Below are 16097 nucleotides of genomic sequence, written 5' to 3' on the forward strand. Positions count from 1 at the left end.
CCGCCGGACCAGCGACAGCGCCACCAACAAACGCCAGACCAGTCAGACCCAGCGCCGTCCTACGAACCAGAGAAGTCTCAGCGATGGCCGGAATCCACCGACCGAACAGCATCCTGTTCATGATCGTCGTTCCTTCCAATCGGGGATGAACACCCACACACGCAAGGGGGGCGCATGCAAGTGCCAGAGAAAAGAAAGAGAACGGCCCACACCAGAAGAAGCTCTCCCGGGGACCAGAAGCTCGATCGCCACGTACCAAAGAGGGGCTGGTACTCAAGCGAACGCCATATGTAACGACCGGCAACCCCGGATCATTCCCAGACCCGAGCCCATCAGCCCAGCTCACCAGCCGTGCTACTCAGTCGTACGCGTAATGTAACGACCCCCAGCCCGCCAGCATTCCACCGGACCGGGTCGATCATGAACCGCAACCGGACACCGGAACCGCAAACCGACAGGCTGACGCCGCCGCATCGACGGCACCCGCGCGAACCGGACCTGACCGCCCGCAAACCGCACTCAACCCCGTCCCGGGCCCACGCCCCGAGCGAGTACAGCCCGAGGCAGCCGTGCCGTTGATGATCTGAGCACCACGAACCTCACCACGCCCGGATAAGGGCCATGGCGCTCAGATCATCAACGATCCCGACGACCCTGCCGAACCGACAACACCCCAACGCCGCTCCACCCAACAGCGAGCCGTCCCGCGGACGAAACATGCCGACGCCCAAGACGCCGCTGGCCGGGTCCCCACCACGGGGACCCGGCCAACGGTCGGTCCTACGTCTTCAGCTGTTGTTCCAGGCGTCAGCTGTTGTTCCAGGCGTTGGCGACCAGGTCAGCAGCCTGGTTCTCCCACTTCGCGTACGCGTCCGGGTACGCCGACACCTGCACTTTCTGCGCGGCCACGGTCAGCGGCAGATCATGCCAACCATCCACCTGCTTCAACCCGTCCAGGAACGCGGTCGTCGAGTACTGCGGATCAGTGATCTGATCCGGCGAACCCCAACCCGAACTCGGACGCTGCTGGAACAGACCCAACGAGTCATGGTCGTTGCTGGCACCCAGATGACCCAGGTTCTCCAACTTCGACTCCTGAAGGCTGGTGCCCACCGCGATCACCGCGGCCCGCTCGTCCAGACCAGCCTTCTTCGTCGCCTTCACAATCGCCTTCACGTTGTCCGCCTGCTCAGGCGAGATCGGAATCGACGCCTGCTCACCCTGCACACCATGCGGAACCAACTTGTCCCGCGACGGCTTACCGTCATCCTTCTTGTGGTCACCCTTGTCCACAGTCACCGACTGCGCCACCAGGTTCACCCCGTGATGCTCAGGGGCGGCCTGCGCGGCAACCGCCGGACCAGCGACAGCGCCACCAACAAACGCCAGACCAGTCAGACCCAGCGCCGTCCTACGAACCAGAGAAGTCTCAGCGATGGCCGGAATCCACCGACCGAACAGCATCCTGTTCATGATCGTCGTTCCTTCCAATCGGGGATGAACACCCACACACGCAAGGGGGGCGCATGCAAGTGCCAGAGAAAAGAAAGAGAACGGCCCACACCAGAAGAAGCTCTCCCGGGGACCAGAAGCTCGATCGCCACGTACCAAAGAGGGGCTGGTACTCAAGCGAACGCCATATGTAACGACCGGCAACCCCGGATCATTCCCAGACCCGAGCCCATCAGCCCAGCTCACCAGCCGTGCTACTCAGTCGTACGCGTAATGTAACGACCCCCAGCCCGCCAGCATTCCACCGGACCGGGTCGATCATGAACCGGAACCGGACACCGGCAAACAAGAATTGACAAGCGTACGGTCAGCACATCCGACCTTCCTGCCCAAGTCCGCGATCCAGACATCCGGCGACGGTCGACAGAGCCACTACCATCACGGCGTTCGTGCGACCGACATCATGGAGGGGACATGGGCGACCCGCGACACGGTCGCGACAAGCGTCGACTTGACCGGACAAAGATGATCAACTTGGTCACCCGGATCACGGCAGGCAACGGAACCGAGGAGGAGATCCACTCTTGGCTGGACCTGCTGGACAGCCAGATACCGCTGCCGAGTGGTTACACCGCAAGCCTGATCTTCTATCCAAACCGACACGGACTCGACCCCGAACCCGATCCGTCGGAGGTCGTCGACCGGATGTTCGGGTACCGGCCCATCGCGTTGTGAGGGCGGGTCGCGGTCGGAAATTCTGTCGGTGGGTCGCTTTAGCCTCGAACATGTGATCGAACGAGTGATGGTCCCTGAGAACCTGGCGGAGTTGCCGCCCGGTCCGGAGCTGGGTCTACTCCTCGCCACCATCGACCGCGCGAAGCTTAACGGTCACGACGCCGTGACGATGCTGCAGGCCCGTGCCCGCCAGGTGGCGTACGACCAGGCCCAACTCCTTGCCGACCTGGTCGAGGTCGCGCACTGTCCACCCGGTGACGCCGACGCGCCGGCGGCCCGGGTCGAACAGGTGGACGAGTTCGCCGCCGACGAGATCCGGATGGCGCTGCGCCTGACCCGACGCGCGGCGGAGCACACACTCCACCTCGCCGCCGACCTGCTCCGGCGACTTCCCCAGGTGCATGCCGCGTTGGCGGCCGGAGACATCGACCTGCCCCGGGCGCGCGTGTTGAGTGAGGGAACCCTCGCGTTGCACGAGGAAACCGCCCGACGGCTGGTCAGCCAGGTCCTCGAGACGGCCGCCGGCCTGACCCCCCACCAGCTGGCCGCCCGGCTGCGCGCCCTGGTCATCGCCAGCGATCCGGAGGCCGCGCGACGCCGGCAGGCCCGCTCGATCCGGCACCGACGGTTGGTGTCGGAGACGGATTCCGAGGGCACCGCCACCCTGGCCGGCTACCAACTGCCGGTCGAGCGTGCGGCGATCGCCGCGGCCAGGGTGGATGCGCTGGCCCGGGCGGCCAAACGGGCCGGTGACGGTCGGAGCCTGGACCAACTCCGCGCGGACACGTTCCTGGACCTGCTGGAGGGTGTCGGGGCCGCCGCGGCAGGCGTGGCGACGGATGCCCGGCCGCACAGCACAGGCGGCGTCGACCTTCGGGTTCCGCTGACCACCCTGATGGGGCTGACCGACCTGCCGGGTGAGCTGTCCGGCTGGGGCCCGGTGGTGGCCGAGACGGCCCGGCAGATCGCCTCGCGCAGCCGCAAATCCGCGTGGCGGATCAGCGTCTACGACCGCAACGGCCGGCTGATCCACAATGGTCCGGTCCGTCGTCGACCCAAGATCCGGGATGCCGCGTTCGTCAGGTCCCGCGACCAGACCTGCCGGGCCCCCGGTTGTCGGGTCCCGGCCAGCCACGCCGACCTCGACCACGTCCGGCGGTACGTCGACGGTGGCCCCACCACACCCGACAACCTTGCGGTGCTGTGCCGTCACGACCACCGCTTGAAGGACGAGGGCGGCTGGCGGCTACGACAGCTGCAGCCCGGGGTTTTTGTGTGGCACAGCCGCCTCGGCCACCAGTACGTGGTGCCGCCGGAGCCCTCGGCGCCCCCGGGCTGACCGTCGAAGCGTCCGGCGCGGGATCACTCCCCGCTCGGATGCAGCGCTGCCACGATCGCCTCGGCGGTACGTCGACCAATGCCGGACACCTCGGTGATCTCCTCGACCGTCGCCGCCGACAGTCGCTTCATCGAACCGAAGTGCCGCAGCAGCGCCTTGCGACGTACCTCGCCGAGACCAGCGACCTGGTCCAGTCCTGAGGTGGTCATCCGCTTGGAACGCTGCTGCCGGTGGTAGGTGATGGCGAACCGGTGTGCCTCGTCCCGTACCCGCTGCAGCAGGTAGAGCCCTTCGGAGGTGCGGGGCAGGATCACCGGGAACTCGTCGCCGGGCAGCCACACCTCCTCCAGCCGCTTGGCGAGGCCGCAGAGCGCGATGTCGTCGATGCCGAGTTTCGCCAGGACCGCTGCCGCCGCCGCGACCTGGGGTTGGCCACCGTCGACCACCACCAACTGCGGCGGGTAGGCGAACTTCCGGGGCCGGCCGGTGGCCGGGTCGATGCCGGGGCGGTCCGGGTCGGAGGCCATCTCGTCGCCGATCTCCCCGGTTTCGCCCCGGGCCTGGAGATAGCGACTGAACCGTCGACGCAGTACCTCGGAGAGCGCCGACAGGTCGTCGGTGGCGCCCCGGACCGCGAACCGCCGGTATTCGCTCTTGCGGGCCAGGCCGTCCTCGAAGACGACCATGCTCGCCACCACGTCCGTGCCCTGGATCTGGGAAACGTCGTAGCATTCGATGCGCAGCGGCGCCGTCCGCAGGCCCAGCGCCTCGGTGAGTTCGTCCAGTGCCTCGCTGCGGGTGGTCAGGTCGCTGGCCCGACGGAGCTTGTGCTGGGTCAACGCCCCGGCGGCGTTGCGCGCCACCGTCTCCAGCAGCGCCTTCTTGTCACCACGTTGTGGCACCCGCAGGGTCACCCGGCTGCCCCGACGCGTGGACAGCCAGTCGGCCAACGCGTCGACGTCGCCCGGCAACGCCGGCACCAGCAGTTCCCGGGGGACGTCGCTCTCGCCTTCCTCACCGCCGTACACCTGGGTGCAGAAGTGGTGGACCAGGTCGCCGGTGGTCAGGTCCTCGACCTTCTCCACGACCCAGCCACGCTGGCCGCGTACCCGACCGTCGCGGACGTGGAAGACCTGGACGGCGGCCTCGAGGGGATCCTCGGCGAACGCGACCACGTCCGCGTCGGTGCCGTCGCCGAGGACCACGGTCTGCTTCTCCATGGCCCGACGCAGCGCCACGAGGTCGTCGCGAAGTCGGGCCGCCCGCTCGAATTCGAGGTGTTCGCTGGCCTCGCCCATCTCCCGCTCGAGTCGGCGGACCAGTCGGTCGGTGCGGCCCGCCATGAAGTCGCAGAACTCGTTGACGATGCCCCGGTGTTCCTCGGCGGAGGCCCGCCCGACACAGGGTGCCGAACACTTGCCGATGTCGCCGAGCAGGCAGGGTCGGCCGATCTGGGCCTGCCGTTTGAAGACCCCGGAGGAGCAGGTCCGGGCCGGAAAGACCCGCAGCAGCAGGTCCAGGGTCTCCCGGATCGCCCAGGCGTGCGAGTACGGCCCGAAGTAGCGGACCCCCTTGCGCTTGGCGCCCCGCATCACCTGCAGCCTCGGGAACTCCTCGTCGAGGGTGACCGCCAGGTACGGGTACGACTTGTCGTCGCGGTAGCGCACGTTGAAGCGCGGGTCGTACTGCTTGATCCAGGTGTACTCCTGCTGGAGCGCCTCGACCTCGGTGCCCACGATGATCCAGTCGACCGAGGCGGCCGTGGTGACCATCTGCCGGGTGCGGTCGTGCAGTGACCACGGGTCGGCGAAGTACGAGTTGAGCCGGCTCCGCAGGCTCTTCGCCTTGCCGACGTAGATCACCCGGCCGGTCGGGTCGCGGAAGCGGTAGACGCCGGGGGCGTCCGGGATTGTGCCCGGTGCGGGGCGGTAGGTAGCGGGGTCAGGCACGTCGACAAGCCTAATCTGTGATCAACGGGAGCGACCGGCGGCGACGCGGCGATGCGAGCTGGCCGCGTCGCCGCGTCGGTACGCCGACCGGGCCTCAGGCCAGGACGATGTTGTCCCCGTCGACCGTGATGTTCTTCTCGGGCAGCTTCTTGGTCGCCGGGCCGCCCTTGACGGAGCCGTCGGCGATGGAGAACTTGCTGTTGTGGCAGCTGCAGTTGATCGTGCCGCCCTCCACACTGGTGACCGGGCAGCGCTGGTGGGTGCAGATGGAACTGAAGGCCTTGAACTCGCCCTCCGTCGGCTGGGTCACCACGGTCTCCTGATCCGTGAGGATCTTGCCGCCGCCGACCGGGATGTCGGCCGTCTTGGCCAGCGCCGCGCCGCCGCCGGCCGGGGCACTCTCCGAGGCACCGCCGCTGGGCGTACCCGGGTTGTCGCCGCCGGTCGTCCCGTCCAGGGCATCGTCGTCGCCCGTGCCGCACGCGGCCAGCACCACGGAGGCGCCCACCGCGCCCACGCCGGCCAGCAGTGCCCGTCGGGTCTGCGTGCCCGGCCCGGTTACGGTCTGCTCGTCACTCATGCCTAGCCTTCCTTGATCGACGCCGCGCTCCTGGTCGTCCGCGGCCATGCCCGAAGACACGGATATGTCCGGCAACCGGTTCAACCGTCCCATCATCAAGACGATGCGACGCGCCGCCCCCGGGCCGGGCTCTTTCCCTGTCCCGAGCCGCCGGCCCGGGTGGCCGGCTTCGCGGCGGCCGCGTCACCGGCGGCCTTCGCCGTCCCGTTCGCCTTCGCCGCCCCGTTCGCCTTCGCCGCCCCACCGCCGGCCGCCTTCGTGGCGCCTCCGCCGTTGGCCTTCACGCCGTTGGCCTTCGCCGCCCGGGCGGTGGCCGTGGCGGCTCCCGCCGCCGGTCCGGTCAGGCCCAGCACCGGCCGCAGGAACGCCCCGGTGTGGCTCTCCGCCACCTCGGCCAGTTCCTCGGGGGTGCCGGCCGCGAGCACGGTACCGCCCCGGTGGCCACCCTCCGGACCCATGTCGATCAACCAGTCGGCAGTCTTGATCACGTCGAGGTTGTGCTCGATGACGATCACCGTGTTGCCCTTGTCGACCAGGCTCTCCAGCACCCCGAGCAGTTTGCGGATGTCCTCGAAGTGCAGTCCGGTGGTCGGCTCGTCGAGCACGTACACGGTGCGTCCGGTGGACCGCTTCTGCAACTCGGAGGCGAGCTTCACCCGCTGCGCCTCGCCACCGGAGAGGGTCGGCGCCGACTGGCCGAGCCGTACGTAGCCGAGGCCGACGTCGACGAGGGTCTTCAGGTGCCGGTGGATGGCGGGGATCGCCGAGAAGAACTCGGCCGCCTCCTCGATCGGCATCTCCAGGATGTCCGAGACGGTCCGGCCCTTGTAGTGGACCTCCAGGGTCTCCCGGTTGTACCGGGCGCCCTTGCAGACCTCGCACGGCACGTAGACGTCAGGCAGGAAGTTCATCTCGATCTTGATCGTGCCGTCACCACTGCACGCCTCACAGCGGCCGCCCTTGACGTTGAACGAGAACCGCCCGGGACCGTACCCCCGGACCTTCGCCTCGGTGGTCTCGGCGAAGAGCTTGCGGATGTGGTCCCAGACCCCGGTGTACGTCGCCGGGTTGGACCGTGGGGTACGCCCGATCGGTGACTGGTCGACCCCGACCACCTTGTCGACGTGCTCCAGACCGGTGATCCGGGTGTGCCGGCCCGGCACCAGCCGGGCGCCGTTGATCTGGTTGGCCAGTACTGCGTACAGGATGTCGTTGACCAGGGTCGACTTGCCGGAGCCACTGACCCCGGTGACCGCGATGAACTGCCCGAGCGGGAACGGCACGGTCAGGTTGCGCAGGTTGTGCTCGCGGGCCCCGTGCACCACCAGTTCCCGGCCCGGGGTCTGCGGCCGGCGGCTCTTCGGCGTGGGAATCGACCGGCGTCCGGACAGGTACGCCCCGGTCACCGACTCCTCGTTCGCCAGCAGGTCCGGCACCGAGCCGCTGTGCACGATCTTGCCGCCGTGCTCGCCGGCGCCGGGCCCGATGTCGACGATCCAGTCCGCGGTCCGGATGGTGTCCTCGTCGTGCTCGACCACGATCAGGGTGTTGCCGAGGCCCCTGAGCCGGACCAGGGTCTCGATCAGCCGGTGGTTGTCCCGCTGGTGCAGGCCGATCGACGGCTCGTCGAGTACGTAGAGCACGCCGACCAGGCCGGAGCCGATCTGGGTGGCGAGCCGGATCCGCTGCGCCTCCCCTCCGGAGAGGGTGCCGGCCGGCCGGTCCAGCGACAGGTAGTCGAGTCCGACGTCGACCAGGAACCGCAGCCGGGCGTTGATCTCCTTGAGCACCCGCTCGGCGATCATCTTCTGCCGGTCGGTCAGGGTCAGTCCGCCGAGCAGTTCGGCGCACTCGCCGACCGACAGGGCGCAGATCTCGGCGATGTTGCGCCCGCCGAGGGTGACCGCCAGCACCTCCGGCTTGAGCCGGGAGCCACGGCAGACCGGGCAGGGCACGTCCCGCATGTAGCCCTCGTACTTGTCCCGGGACCACTCCGACTCGGTGTCGTTGTGCCGCCGCTCGATCCACTGCACCACACCCTCGAAACCGGTGTAGTAGGAGCGTTCCCGGCCGTACTTGTTGCGGTAGCGGACGTGTACCTGGTCGTTGGAGCCGTGCAGGATGGTCTTCTGGACCCGGGACGGCAATGCCCGCCACGGGGTGTCGAGGTTGAAGTGCTCGGCGTCGCCGAGCGCCTCCAGCAGGCGCAGGAAGTACTCCTGGGTCTGCCCGCCGGCCCACGGCTGGATCGCGCCCTCCCGCAGGCTGCGTTCCGGGTCCGGGACGACCAGTTCGGCGTCGACCTCCTTCTTGGTGCCCAGACCGGTGCACTCCGGGCAGGCACCGTACGGGGCGTTGAAGGAGAAGACCCGGGGTTCGAGGTCCTCGATCGCCAGCGGGTGGTCGTTGGGGCAGGCCAGGTGTTCGGAGTAGCGCCGTTCCCGGTTCGGGTCGTCCTCCGGCAGGTCGACGAAGTCGAGCAGGACCAGCCCGCCGGACAGCCCCAGGGCGGACTCGACCGAGTCGGTGAGCCGCTGCTTCGCGCTCGCCTTCACGGTGAGCCGGTCCACCACCACCTCGATGGTGTGCTTCTCCTGCTTCTTCAGCTTCGGTGGCTCGGTCAGCGGGTGGACGACACCGTCGACCCGGGCCCGGGCGTACCCCTTGGCCTGCAGTTCGGCGAAGAGGTCGACGTACTCGCCCTTGCGGCCCCGGATGACCGGAGCGAGCACCATGAACCGGGTGCCCTCCTCCATCGCCAGCACCCGGTCGACGATCTGCTGCGGGCTCTGCCGGCTGATCCGCTCGCCGCAGATCGGGCAGTGCGGCTCACCGACCCGGGCGTAGAGCAGCCGGAGGTAGTCGTAGACCTCGGTGATCGTGCCGACGGTCGAGCGCGGGTTGCGGGAGGTCGACTTCTGGTCGATCGAGACGGCCGGGCTGAGCCCCTCGATGAAGTCGACGTCCGGCTTGTCCATCTGGCCGAGGAACTGCCGCGCGTACGACGACAGCGACTCGACGTACCGCCGCTGCCCCTCCGCGAAGATCGTGTCGAAGGCGAGGCTGGACTTGCCCGAGCCGGAGAGCCCGGTGAATACGATCATGGCGTCGCGCGGCAGGTCGAGGTTGACGTCGCGCAGGTTGTGCTCCCGCGCACCACGGATGATCAGTCGGTCGGCCACTGTCCGCGCACTCCATACCTTTTGTCCGGCTTCTCGGCGCAGAAAAGCGCCTCGGCAACTCTAGCCCCGGGGTATGACAGTTTTCCGTACCCGACCATTCCCGCAGCTCAGCGGCCTGCTGTCCCCCACCGTGCGCCCCGCTGCTCCTTGCGGATCCGCCGCCACCGGTTGCGCTCCTCGGCGGCCAACCGGGCGTCCCGGCGACGTGACTCGTACGCTACCTCGCGCTGCAGTTTCTGCCAGTTCGCCCACCGGCGCGGCGCCAACTCGCCGGAGTCGAGGGCGGCCCGGACGGCACACCCCGGTTCGTCCCGGTGTCCGCAGTCGGCGAACCGGCACGCCGCGACCAACTCCGCCACGTCGGCGAACGCCTGGTCGAGGCCGGCCGCCGCGTCGAGCAGGCCGACCGCCCGCACCCCCGGCGTGTCCACCACGGCACCACCGCCCGGGATCAGGATCAACTCCCGGTGGGTGGTGGTGTGCCGGCCCTTGCCGTCCACCCCGCGTACCCCCTGGGTGGTCATCACCCTCGCCCCGGCGACCGCGTTGACCAGCGTCGACTTGCCCGCGCCGGAGGGGCCGAGCAGGGCGAGCGTACGGCCGACCGCCAGCCACCGCCGCAGCCGGTCCAGTCCGGTACCCCGGTGGGCGCTGACCGGCAGCACCTCCACCCCCGGCGCCACCTCACGCAGTTGCGCGGCGACCGCCCCCGGGTCGGCGACCAGGTCGCACTTGGTGAGCACCAGCAACGGCTGGGCACCCGACTCCCAGGCCAGCGCGAGCAACCGCTCGATCCGGGCCACGTCCGGCTCCGGATGCAGCGGTTCGATCACCACCGCCACGTCGACGTTGGCGGCCAGGACCTGACCGCTCGAGTCCTTGTCCGCGGTCCGGCGCACCACCGCGGTCCGCCGGGGCAGCACCGCCTCGACGGTGACCCGCCGGTCCGGCCAGTCCCGCAGTACCACCCAGTCGCCCGCGCACGGCAGGTGGACCGCGTCCCGGGCGGCCGAGACCAGCACGGCGCCGCCGAGGCTGGCCCGGACCGTGCCGTCGGCCGCCAGCACCGTGCAGACCCCCCGGTCCGCCCGGAGCACCCGGCCGGGTCGGTGGTCGTCGCCGCGTCCCGGGTACGCGGCGGCCAGCGACGCGTCCCAGCCCAGGAACGCGAGATCAACAGTCATGTCAGTCCTTGCCGTCGAAAGTGCCGGACACGTCGCGAAGGCACCGGACACGTCGCGAAGGCATCGGAACGTGTCGTCGGAAGCCCGGTCCCCAGGGTGCCCGCGTCGGCACCGACGGTAGGCGGTGGCACGACCGCCCGAAACCCAATTCCGCTCCGCCCGCCCGCTATGGTCGTAGACCGTGACCGTCGAACCGCTCGGGTCGCCGCCGGTGGTGGATCGGACGCCGGACCGACCGCGTCCGGTCGTCGACCGCGACGCCTCACCCGATCTCCGGGCCGCCCCCGCCGCCCGACCGGACCCGTGCACCTGACTCGGAGGTACGCCCATGACCGCCTACACCGGGAACGTCTCCCCCGGCGGCCCGCCCGACGTACGGGAACTGGCCGGCCTGACCATCAGCAAGCTCTCGGTAGGCCCGATGGACAACAACGCCTACCTGCTGCGCTGCGCCTCGACCGGGGACCAGGTGCTGATCGACGCCGCCAACGAGGCGCCCCGGCTGCTTGAGCTGATCGGGGACGCCAATCTGTCCGCGGTGGTCACCACGCACCGGCACATGGACCACTGGGTCGCGCTGGAGGAGGTGGTGGCCACCACCGGCGCCCGGTCGCTGGTGCACGGCGACGACGTCGAGGGCCTGCCGATCCCGTCCGAGTCGCTCGCCGACGGCGACCGGATCCGGGTCGGTGACCGGGAACTCGAGGTGATCCACATCGTCGGGCACACGCCCGGTTCTGTGGTGCTGCTCTACGCCGACGACACCGACGGCACCCACCTGTTCACCGGCGACTCCCTCTTTCCGGGTGGGGTGGGGAACACCGACCGGGACCCGGTCCGGTTCCGTTCGCTGATCGACGACGTCGAGAAGAAGATCTTCGGTCGGCTGCCTGACCAGACCTGGTTCTACCCCGGCCACGGCAAAGACTCGACGCTGGGCGCGGAACGGCCGTCGATCCCGGAGTGGCGGTCGCGCGGCTGGTAGCCCCCTGCCATCCCGGCCGACTGAATGCCCTGCTCAGGGCCGTTGTCCTGGCCGGTTGTTCACCTTGTCGTCACCTGCCTGGCGGGGTCGGCGTCAACCGGGGGAGCGACGATCGGGCCATGACATTCCTGCAGCGCCGCAGGTGCGCGACATGTGACCGACCGATCACCGAACTCGCCCGCCTCGTCGCCTACCCCGCCACCGCCGTGTTGGAGCGGTTCACCGTCACGACGCCGGCCGGGGTGCCGGCGGAGGCGGTCGACGTGACCTGGTTGACGTACCCGTGTATGCACGAACTCGCCGAGGTGGATGCCTGGGACATCGCCGTCGGTGCCGGCTGGGCCGCTGTCCCGCACGCCCGGGCGGCCTGAGCGCGCGGTGCCGCGCGACGGCACGGCACCCCGTGCGGGATCGACCGGCCACCGGTGCGGGTCGCCGGAGGTGATCCGTCAGCGCCCGGCCACGGCGGCCGGAGAGCGGAGGCGTACCCGATGACGGACCTGCCATCGGTATGGCTGCTCGACGTGGACGGGGTTGTCAACGCCGCCCGGCCCGGTTGGGGTGGGCCGCCGCGCCGTGACACCGTCTCGTCCGCCAGCGACTCGTGCCACTACCCGATGCGGTGGGCGCCACCGCTGGTCGATCGGATCCGCACCCTGCACCGGTCGGGTCTGGTCGAGGTCCGCTGGTGCTCCACCTGGTGTCCGGACGCGGACGCGTTGGAACGGCTGTGGCTGCTGCCGCCGCTGGAGCGGGCGTTCGTGGATCCGGTGAAGGGCATGGCCGCGTCGATGGCGAAGCTCGCGGCCGCCCGCCGGGTCCTCGCCGGGGTGCGTCGGCTGGTCTGGACCGACGACGCCGAGGTGCCGGAGCCTGGTGATCCGCGGTACGACGAACTGTCGGCCGACGGTCGGGCCCTGCTGGTGCGGCCGTCCCCGCGTCGCGGTCTGCAGCCGGCGGACCTGGACGCGATCGAGGCGTTCGCCCGGGTGGGGGTGAGGGCGGTACCGGGCACCACCGAACCGACTGGCACTCACTAGCTAATGGGTGTAGCTTTAAGGCTATGACTGATGTTCGGTACCTTGCGCGTCCCGCCGGACGGATCGCCTACGACCTCCTCGACGGCGACGGCCCCCTCGTGGTCTGCGTGCCGGGGATGGGCGAGCTGCGGCAGTCCTACCGGCTGCTCGTCCCGCTGCTGGCCGCCGCCGGCCACCGGGTCGCCACCATGGACATCCGCGGGCACGGGGACAGCGACACGACCTTCCCGGCGTACGACGACGTGGCGCTGGCCGGCGACATCCTCGCGCTGATCGAGGAACTGGGCGAGCCGGCGTTCGTGGTCGGCAACTCGATGGGTGCCGGTGCCGGCGTGATCGCCGCGGCCGACAACCCCGCCCGGGTACGCGGCCTGGCTCTGCTCGGGCCGTTCGTCCGGGAGCCCGCTGGCGGCGCGGCGCAGAAGCTGCTGCTCCGGGCGCTCTTCCTCCGCCCCTGGGGGCCGACGTTCTTCAACAGTTACTACCCCCGCTGGCTGCCGGGCACCAAGCCTGAGGGGTACCAGGAGCACCGGGCCCGGGTCCGGGACAACCTGCGCCGCCCGGGACACTGGCGGACGTTCGTCCGGACCACCCGTACCTCGCACGAGCCGGCCCGGCGGCGGCTGGGCGACGTACGGACGGCGAGCGTCGTGGTGATGGGAGCGGACGACGTGGACTGGAGCGATCCGGCCGCCGAGGCCGCGTGGATCGGTGGCCAACTGGGGGCTGAGGTCGTCATGGTCCCCGGCGTCGGCCACTTCCCGCAGGCGCAGGCCCCGGAGGTGGTCGCCGCCGCCGTGTCGCGACTGGTGCACCGGGTCACCGCCTGAACGGACCGGACCGGCCGGGCAGTCGCACCCCGACCGGCCGGGTCCGGCCATGTTGACGGTTCTGTCGGTACGTCCGGAACCGTTGCCGGAAAAGACGTTGCCCGTGCCCGGGCCGCCACCTACCGTGGTCATCACAAGCGATCAACCAGATCGAACAGAACCAAACCGGCGACACCGATCCGACAGGGAGCATCCGATGTTGTGGCAGGCCTCAACCCGACCGCTACGGCAGGCGCCGTGCGGTCCGGCGGGTGCCGCCCGACCCGGCCACCTGCTCACCGATGAGCGCGTCAGCCTGGGCGGCTGGCGGACGTAGCGCGGAGCGCACCGCGTTGACGCCGCCCTCCCCCACCGGGACCGGGCGGCGTTTCTTGTCGGGTCGTGGCGCCATCCGGTAGCGCGGCAACCCTCGGATTCGGATGTCGCCGCTCCGGCTCCTGACACCCCTGCGCATTTTCCCCGACCTCGGCCGGCGGAACTGGTACACCTGACAAGTCCACAATGGATGTCAATAGCCCGGCCGGGGCGGCCGCGCCGTACCGAACGGGCGTTTTCCGGGGCGAGGGAGACGGCTGACCCGCCTGTTTTGGGAACAGGAGAAACCGAGTTCGATTCTCGGGCCCCGGACGCACGGACCGTTGGAGTAGTGGTCATCTCGCCAGGCCCTCGACCTGGAGAAGGCCGGTTCGATCCCGGCACGGTCCACGTACGGCATCGCGGCTGTAGCTCAGTCGGCAGAGCGCGACATCGCCATTGTCGAGGCCCCCGGTTCGAACCCGGGCAGCCGCTCAGGAATCACCCGTCACGACAACGCAGAGGAGGAATCCGGTGGACGTCCTGGTCATCAACGCCGACCTCGGCCCGCTCCACCGGGTCAGTCTCCGGCACGCGGTACGGATGCTGGTCCGCCGGGTCGCCGAGATCCACGAGGCCGAACCGGACCAGCTGATCGGGGTCTACCCGGTGCCGAAGGTGCTCCGCCTGGTCCGGTACATCGTCACCCGCTGGCGGTTCGGCGCCGGGCCGGCCTGGTCACGGGCCGGGGTCCTGGTCTGCGACGGCCGTCGGTGCGCCTACTGCGGCGGCCACGCCAGCACCGTCGACCACGTCCTGCCCCGTTCCCGCGGTGGCCGGAACACCTGGAGCAACACCGTCGCCGCGTGCGGCGGCTGCAATCAGCGCAAGGCGGACCGCACCCCCGGCGAGGCGGGTCTGGTGCTGCGGTTCGAGCCGTCGACCCCGAGCTGGGCCACGCTCACCCGGCGCTGATCGCGGCCGGCGGGCCTCGTACCCGCCGGCCGCCCTTCCCGGATCGTCCAACCGGCAGGACGCCTGACTCTGGTTCAGGAAACCGAGGTTCGAATCCTTGTCCGGGAGCAATGCCCTCGTAGCCCAACGGTAGAGGCAACGGCGTGAGGCGCCGTACGGTGCGCGTTCGAATCGCGCCGAGGGTACGTCGGGGTGGGTGCAGGTGCACAGCGTCGCCTTGCAAGCTACGCGTGCGCGGTTCGATACCGCGTCACTCCACTCGGGCCCGGGTAGCCCAACGGAAGAGGCCGCCGGCTCAGAACCGGTGTGTTGCAGGTTCGACTCCTGTCCCGGGTACGCATCAACACCGGCACGGAGACAGCATCACCGTGAGCGGGCCGAGTCGCCCGCGCACGCCCCTGTAGCTCAGTGGAGAGAGCGCCTGGCTACGAACCAGGAGGTCGGACGTTCGAGTCGTTCCAGGGGTACGCGGCGCACCGGGGCGGGACGCGGTGGCACCGCCGTACCGGAGAGGCCAGGTCCTCGGTGCGCTGCCGGCCGTCCCGGCCAGACAGGGGTCGCCGGCGGCGACGACGGCGGATATCGTCTGCCCGACGAATCGGAAGGATCATGGTGCCCGAGCAGACCGCACTCCACAAGATCAACGCACTCGTGCAGGGTTTCAAACCGCAGGCGAAGCGGGAACTCACCGACGCGCACCGACGTACCCAGAAGGCGCCGCCGCTGTCCGGCATCTCCCGGACGTACCAGCCGTTCGCCGACGACATCCGGGAACAGCTGCCGCCGGAGTCGACCCGGGTCCAGTACACCGTCCGGGAGGTCCTCGACGAGGTCGCGACCACCATGGGGCGGCTGTTCGACCTGCAGTTCCTGCAGGACGTCGGCAACTCGCAGGCAACCGCGGACGTGGTCGTCGACGGGCAACTCCTCGTCCGGGACGCCCCGGTCACCTACCTGCTGTTCCTGGAGAAGCAGCTGGTCGACCTGCGGACCTTCGTGGACGGTCTGGCCGTGCTGGACGCCGCGGAGAAGTGGGAGTTCGACCCGGACCGCGGGTGCTACGCGTCGGCACCGAGTCAGACCCAGAAGATGCGCAAGGTGCACCGCAACCACGTCAAGGCCGAGGCGACCGAGAAACACCCGGCGCAGGTCGAGGTCTACACCGAGGACGTACCGGTGGGCACCTGGACCACCGTCAAGCTCTCCGGCGCTCTGCCGGCGGAGCGGGTCAAGCAGCTGCGCGGCCGGGTCGACTCGCTGCTCGAGGCGGTGAAGGTGGCCCGGGAGGAGGCCAACAGCACCACGGTCGAGGACCGCAAGGTCGGCGACCAGATTTTCGGCTACCTCTTCGGGTAGTCTCCCAGGCGCCCCTCGGAGCGGGGGTGGACGCGCGAGCGCGCGTCAGGTTGAGACTGAGAATTCAGACTCAACGAGGTGACGGTTCCAGCGGAGGTTCGAGTCCTCCTCTCGGCACGGCACGAGCCGAGATAGCCCAACTGGCAGAGGCAGATCGTCACCGGTCAGGCTGAGGCTATCGCTCCAGACTCAGCAC

The 16097-nt window shown here is 69.7% G+C and carries 12 protein-coding genes, 7 tRNA genes and 1 pseudogene; 15 read left to right on the forward strand and 5 right to left on the reverse strand.

Translation table 11 applies throughout. The features are described 5' to 3' along the window. Window positions 1–807: 807 nt before the first annotated feature. Entirely contained in the window at window positions 808–1473 is a 666-nt protein-coding gene (locus ABGB21_RS30340) for a hypothetical protein (protein WP_347680655.1), read from the reverse strand. A gap of 453 nt (window positions 1474–1926) precedes the next feature. Here ABGB21_RS30340 and ABGB21_RS30345 point away from each other — a divergent pair, with 453 nt between their 5' ends. Together ABGB21_RS30345 and ABGB21_RS30350 are read left to right on the forward strand one after the other, a co-directional pair. Then, window positions 1927–2187 (forward strand): hypothetical protein, encoded by a 261-nt coding sequence (locus ABGB21_RS30345; RefSeq protein ID WP_347652404.1) that lies wholly within the window; start codon window positions 1927–1929, stop codon window positions 2185–2187. A gap of 52 nt (window positions 2188–2239) precedes the next feature. Further along, window positions 2240–3526 carry a DUF222 domain-containing protein gene (locus tag ABGB21_RS30350; protein ID WP_347680657.1) on the forward strand — a complete coding sequence of 429 codons (1287 nt, stop codon included), beginning with the start codon at window positions 2240–2242 and terminating at the stop codon, window positions 3524–3526. 23 nt (window positions 3527–3549) lie between these two features. On the opposite strand, the gene uvrC is transcribed toward ABGB21_RS30350, so the two are convergent. The 4 genes and pseudogenes from uvrC to rsgA form a co-directional block, all read right to left on the reverse strand. Further along, on the reverse strand, window positions 3550–5475 hold the full coding sequence (gene uvrC / locus ABGB21_RS30355; RefSeq protein ID WP_347680659.1) for an excinuclease ABC subunit UvrC: 1926 nt from the start codon (window positions 5473–5475) through the stop codon (window positions 3550–3552). A gap of 94 nt (window positions 5476–5569) precedes the next feature. Beyond that, window positions 5570–6055 carry a Rieske (2Fe-2S) protein gene (locus ABGB21_RS30360; protein ID WP_347652407.1) on the reverse strand — a complete coding sequence of 162 codons (486 nt, stop codon included), beginning with the start codon at window positions 6053–6055 and terminating at the stop codon, window positions 5570–5572. A 251-nt stretch (window positions 6056–6306) separates the two neighbouring features. Continuing rightward, window positions 6307–9237: pseudogene (gene uvrA / locus ABGB21_RS30365) on the reverse strand (excinuclease ABC subunit UvrA); the annotation flags it as partial. 107 nt (window positions 9238–9344) lie between these two features. Continuing rightward, window positions 9345–10421 carry a ribosome small subunit-dependent GTPase A gene (gene rsgA / locus ABGB21_RS30370; protein WP_347652408.1) on the reverse strand — a complete coding sequence of 359 codons (1077 nt, stop codon included), beginning with the start codon at window positions 10419–10421 and terminating at the stop codon, window positions 9345–9347. A gap of 328 nt (window positions 10422–10749) precedes the next feature. Here rsgA and ABGB21_RS30375 point away from each other — a divergent pair, with 328 nt between their 5' ends. From ABGB21_RS30375 to ABGB21_RS30435, 13 genes are all read left to right on the forward strand, one after another. Continuing rightward, on the forward strand, window positions 10750–11406 hold the full coding sequence (locus ABGB21_RS30375; protein WP_347652409.1) for an MBL fold metallo-hydrolase: 657 nt from the start codon (window positions 10750–10752) through the stop codon (window positions 11404–11406). A gap of 119 nt (window positions 11407–11525) precedes the next feature. Next, complete coding sequence (locus ABGB21_RS30380; RefSeq protein WP_347652410.1) at window positions 11526–11777, forward strand: hypothetical protein; 252 nt, start codon at window positions 11526–11528, stop codon at window positions 11775–11777. Between the two features lie 120 nt (window positions 11778–11897). Then, window positions 11898–12446: a hypothetical protein gene (locus ABGB21_RS30385; RefSeq protein WP_347680661.1), complete on the forward strand. Its 549-nt coding sequence runs from the start codon at window positions 11898–11900 to the stop codon at window positions 12444–12446. Window positions 12447–12469: 23 nt separating this feature from the next. Continuing rightward, window positions 12470–13276: an alpha/beta hydrolase gene (locus ABGB21_RS30390; protein WP_347652412.1), complete on the forward strand. Its 807-nt coding sequence runs from the start codon at window positions 12470–12472 to the stop codon at window positions 13274–13276. A gap of 554 nt (window positions 13277–13830) precedes the next feature. Further along, a tRNA-Pro gene (locus ABGB21_RS30395) sits at window positions 13831–13903 on the forward strand. Window positions 13904–13908: 5 nt separating this feature from the next. Next, a tRNA-Glu gene (locus ABGB21_RS30400) sits at window positions 13909–13981 on the forward strand. An 11-nt stretch (window positions 13982–13992) separates the two neighbouring features. Then, window positions 13993–14065: transfer RNA gene (locus ABGB21_RS30405), tRNA-Gly, on the forward strand. Window positions 14066–14104: 39 nt separating this feature from the next. Then, window positions 14105–14545 (forward strand): HNH endonuclease, encoded by a 441-nt coding sequence (locus tag ABGB21_RS30410; protein WP_347680663.1) that lies wholly within the window; start codon window positions 14105–14107, stop codon window positions 14543–14545. Window positions 14546–14581: 36 nt separating this feature from the next. Beyond that, a tRNA-Gln gene (locus ABGB21_RS30415) sits at window positions 14582–14653 on the forward strand. 4 nt (window positions 14654–14657) lie between these two features. Continuing rightward, window positions 14658–14730: transfer RNA gene (locus tag ABGB21_RS30420), tRNA-Leu, on the forward strand. Window positions 14731–14808: 78 nt separating this feature from the next. After that, a tRNA-Leu gene (locus ABGB21_RS30425) sits at window positions 14809–14881 on the forward strand. 58 nt (window positions 14882–14939) lie between these two features. Continuing rightward, window positions 14940–15012 (forward strand) — tRNA-Arg (locus ABGB21_RS30430). Window positions 15013–15154: 142 nt separating this feature from the next. After that, on the forward strand, window positions 15155–15901 hold the full coding sequence (locus ABGB21_RS30435) for a hypothetical protein (protein WP_347652414.1): 747 nt from the start codon (window positions 15155–15157) through the stop codon (window positions 15899–15901). Window positions 15902–16097 lie beyond the last annotated feature (196 nt).

Source organism: Plantactinospora sp. B24E8, from assembly GCF_039871735.1.
Lineage (GTDB): Bacteria > Actinomycetota > Actinomycetes > Mycobacteriales > Micromonosporaceae > Plantactinospora.

Coding starts and splice junctions, on each gene's coding strand:
- ABGB21_RS30340 (WP_347680655.1), bottom strand. CDS start 1,473: ATGAACAGGATGCTGTTCGGTCGGTGGATTCCGGCCATCGCTGAGACT.
- ABGB21_RS30380 (WP_347652410.1), top strand. CDS start 11,526: ATGACATTCCTGCAGCGCCGCAGGTGCGCGACATGTGACCGACCGATC.
- ABGB21_RS30345 (WP_347652404.1), top strand. CDS start 1,927: ATGGGCGACCCGCGACACGGTCGCGACAAGCGTCGACTTGACCGGACA.
- ABGB21_RS30385 (WP_347680661.1), top strand. CDS start 11,898: ATGACGGACCTGCCATCGGTATGGCTGCTCGACGTGGACGGGGTTGTC.
- ABGB21_RS30375 (WP_347652409.1), top strand. CDS start 10,750: ATGACCGCCTACACCGGGAACGTCTCCCCCGGCGGCCCGCCCGACGTA.
- ABGB21_RS30390 (WP_347652412.1), top strand. CDS start 12,470: ATGACTGATGTTCGGTACCTTGCGCGTCCCGCCGGACGGATCGCCTAC.
- rsgA (WP_347652408.1), bottom strand. CDS start 10,421: ATGACTGTTGATCTCGCGTTCCTGGGCTGGGACGCGTCGCTGGCCGCC.
- ABGB21_RS30360 (WP_347652407.1), bottom strand. CDS start 6,055: ATGAGTGACGAGCAGACCGTAACCGGGCCGGGCACGCAGACCCGACGG.
- ABGB21_RS30435 (WP_347652414.1), top strand. CDS start 15,155: ATGGTGCCCGAGCAGACCGCACTCCACAAGATCAACGCACTCGTGCAG.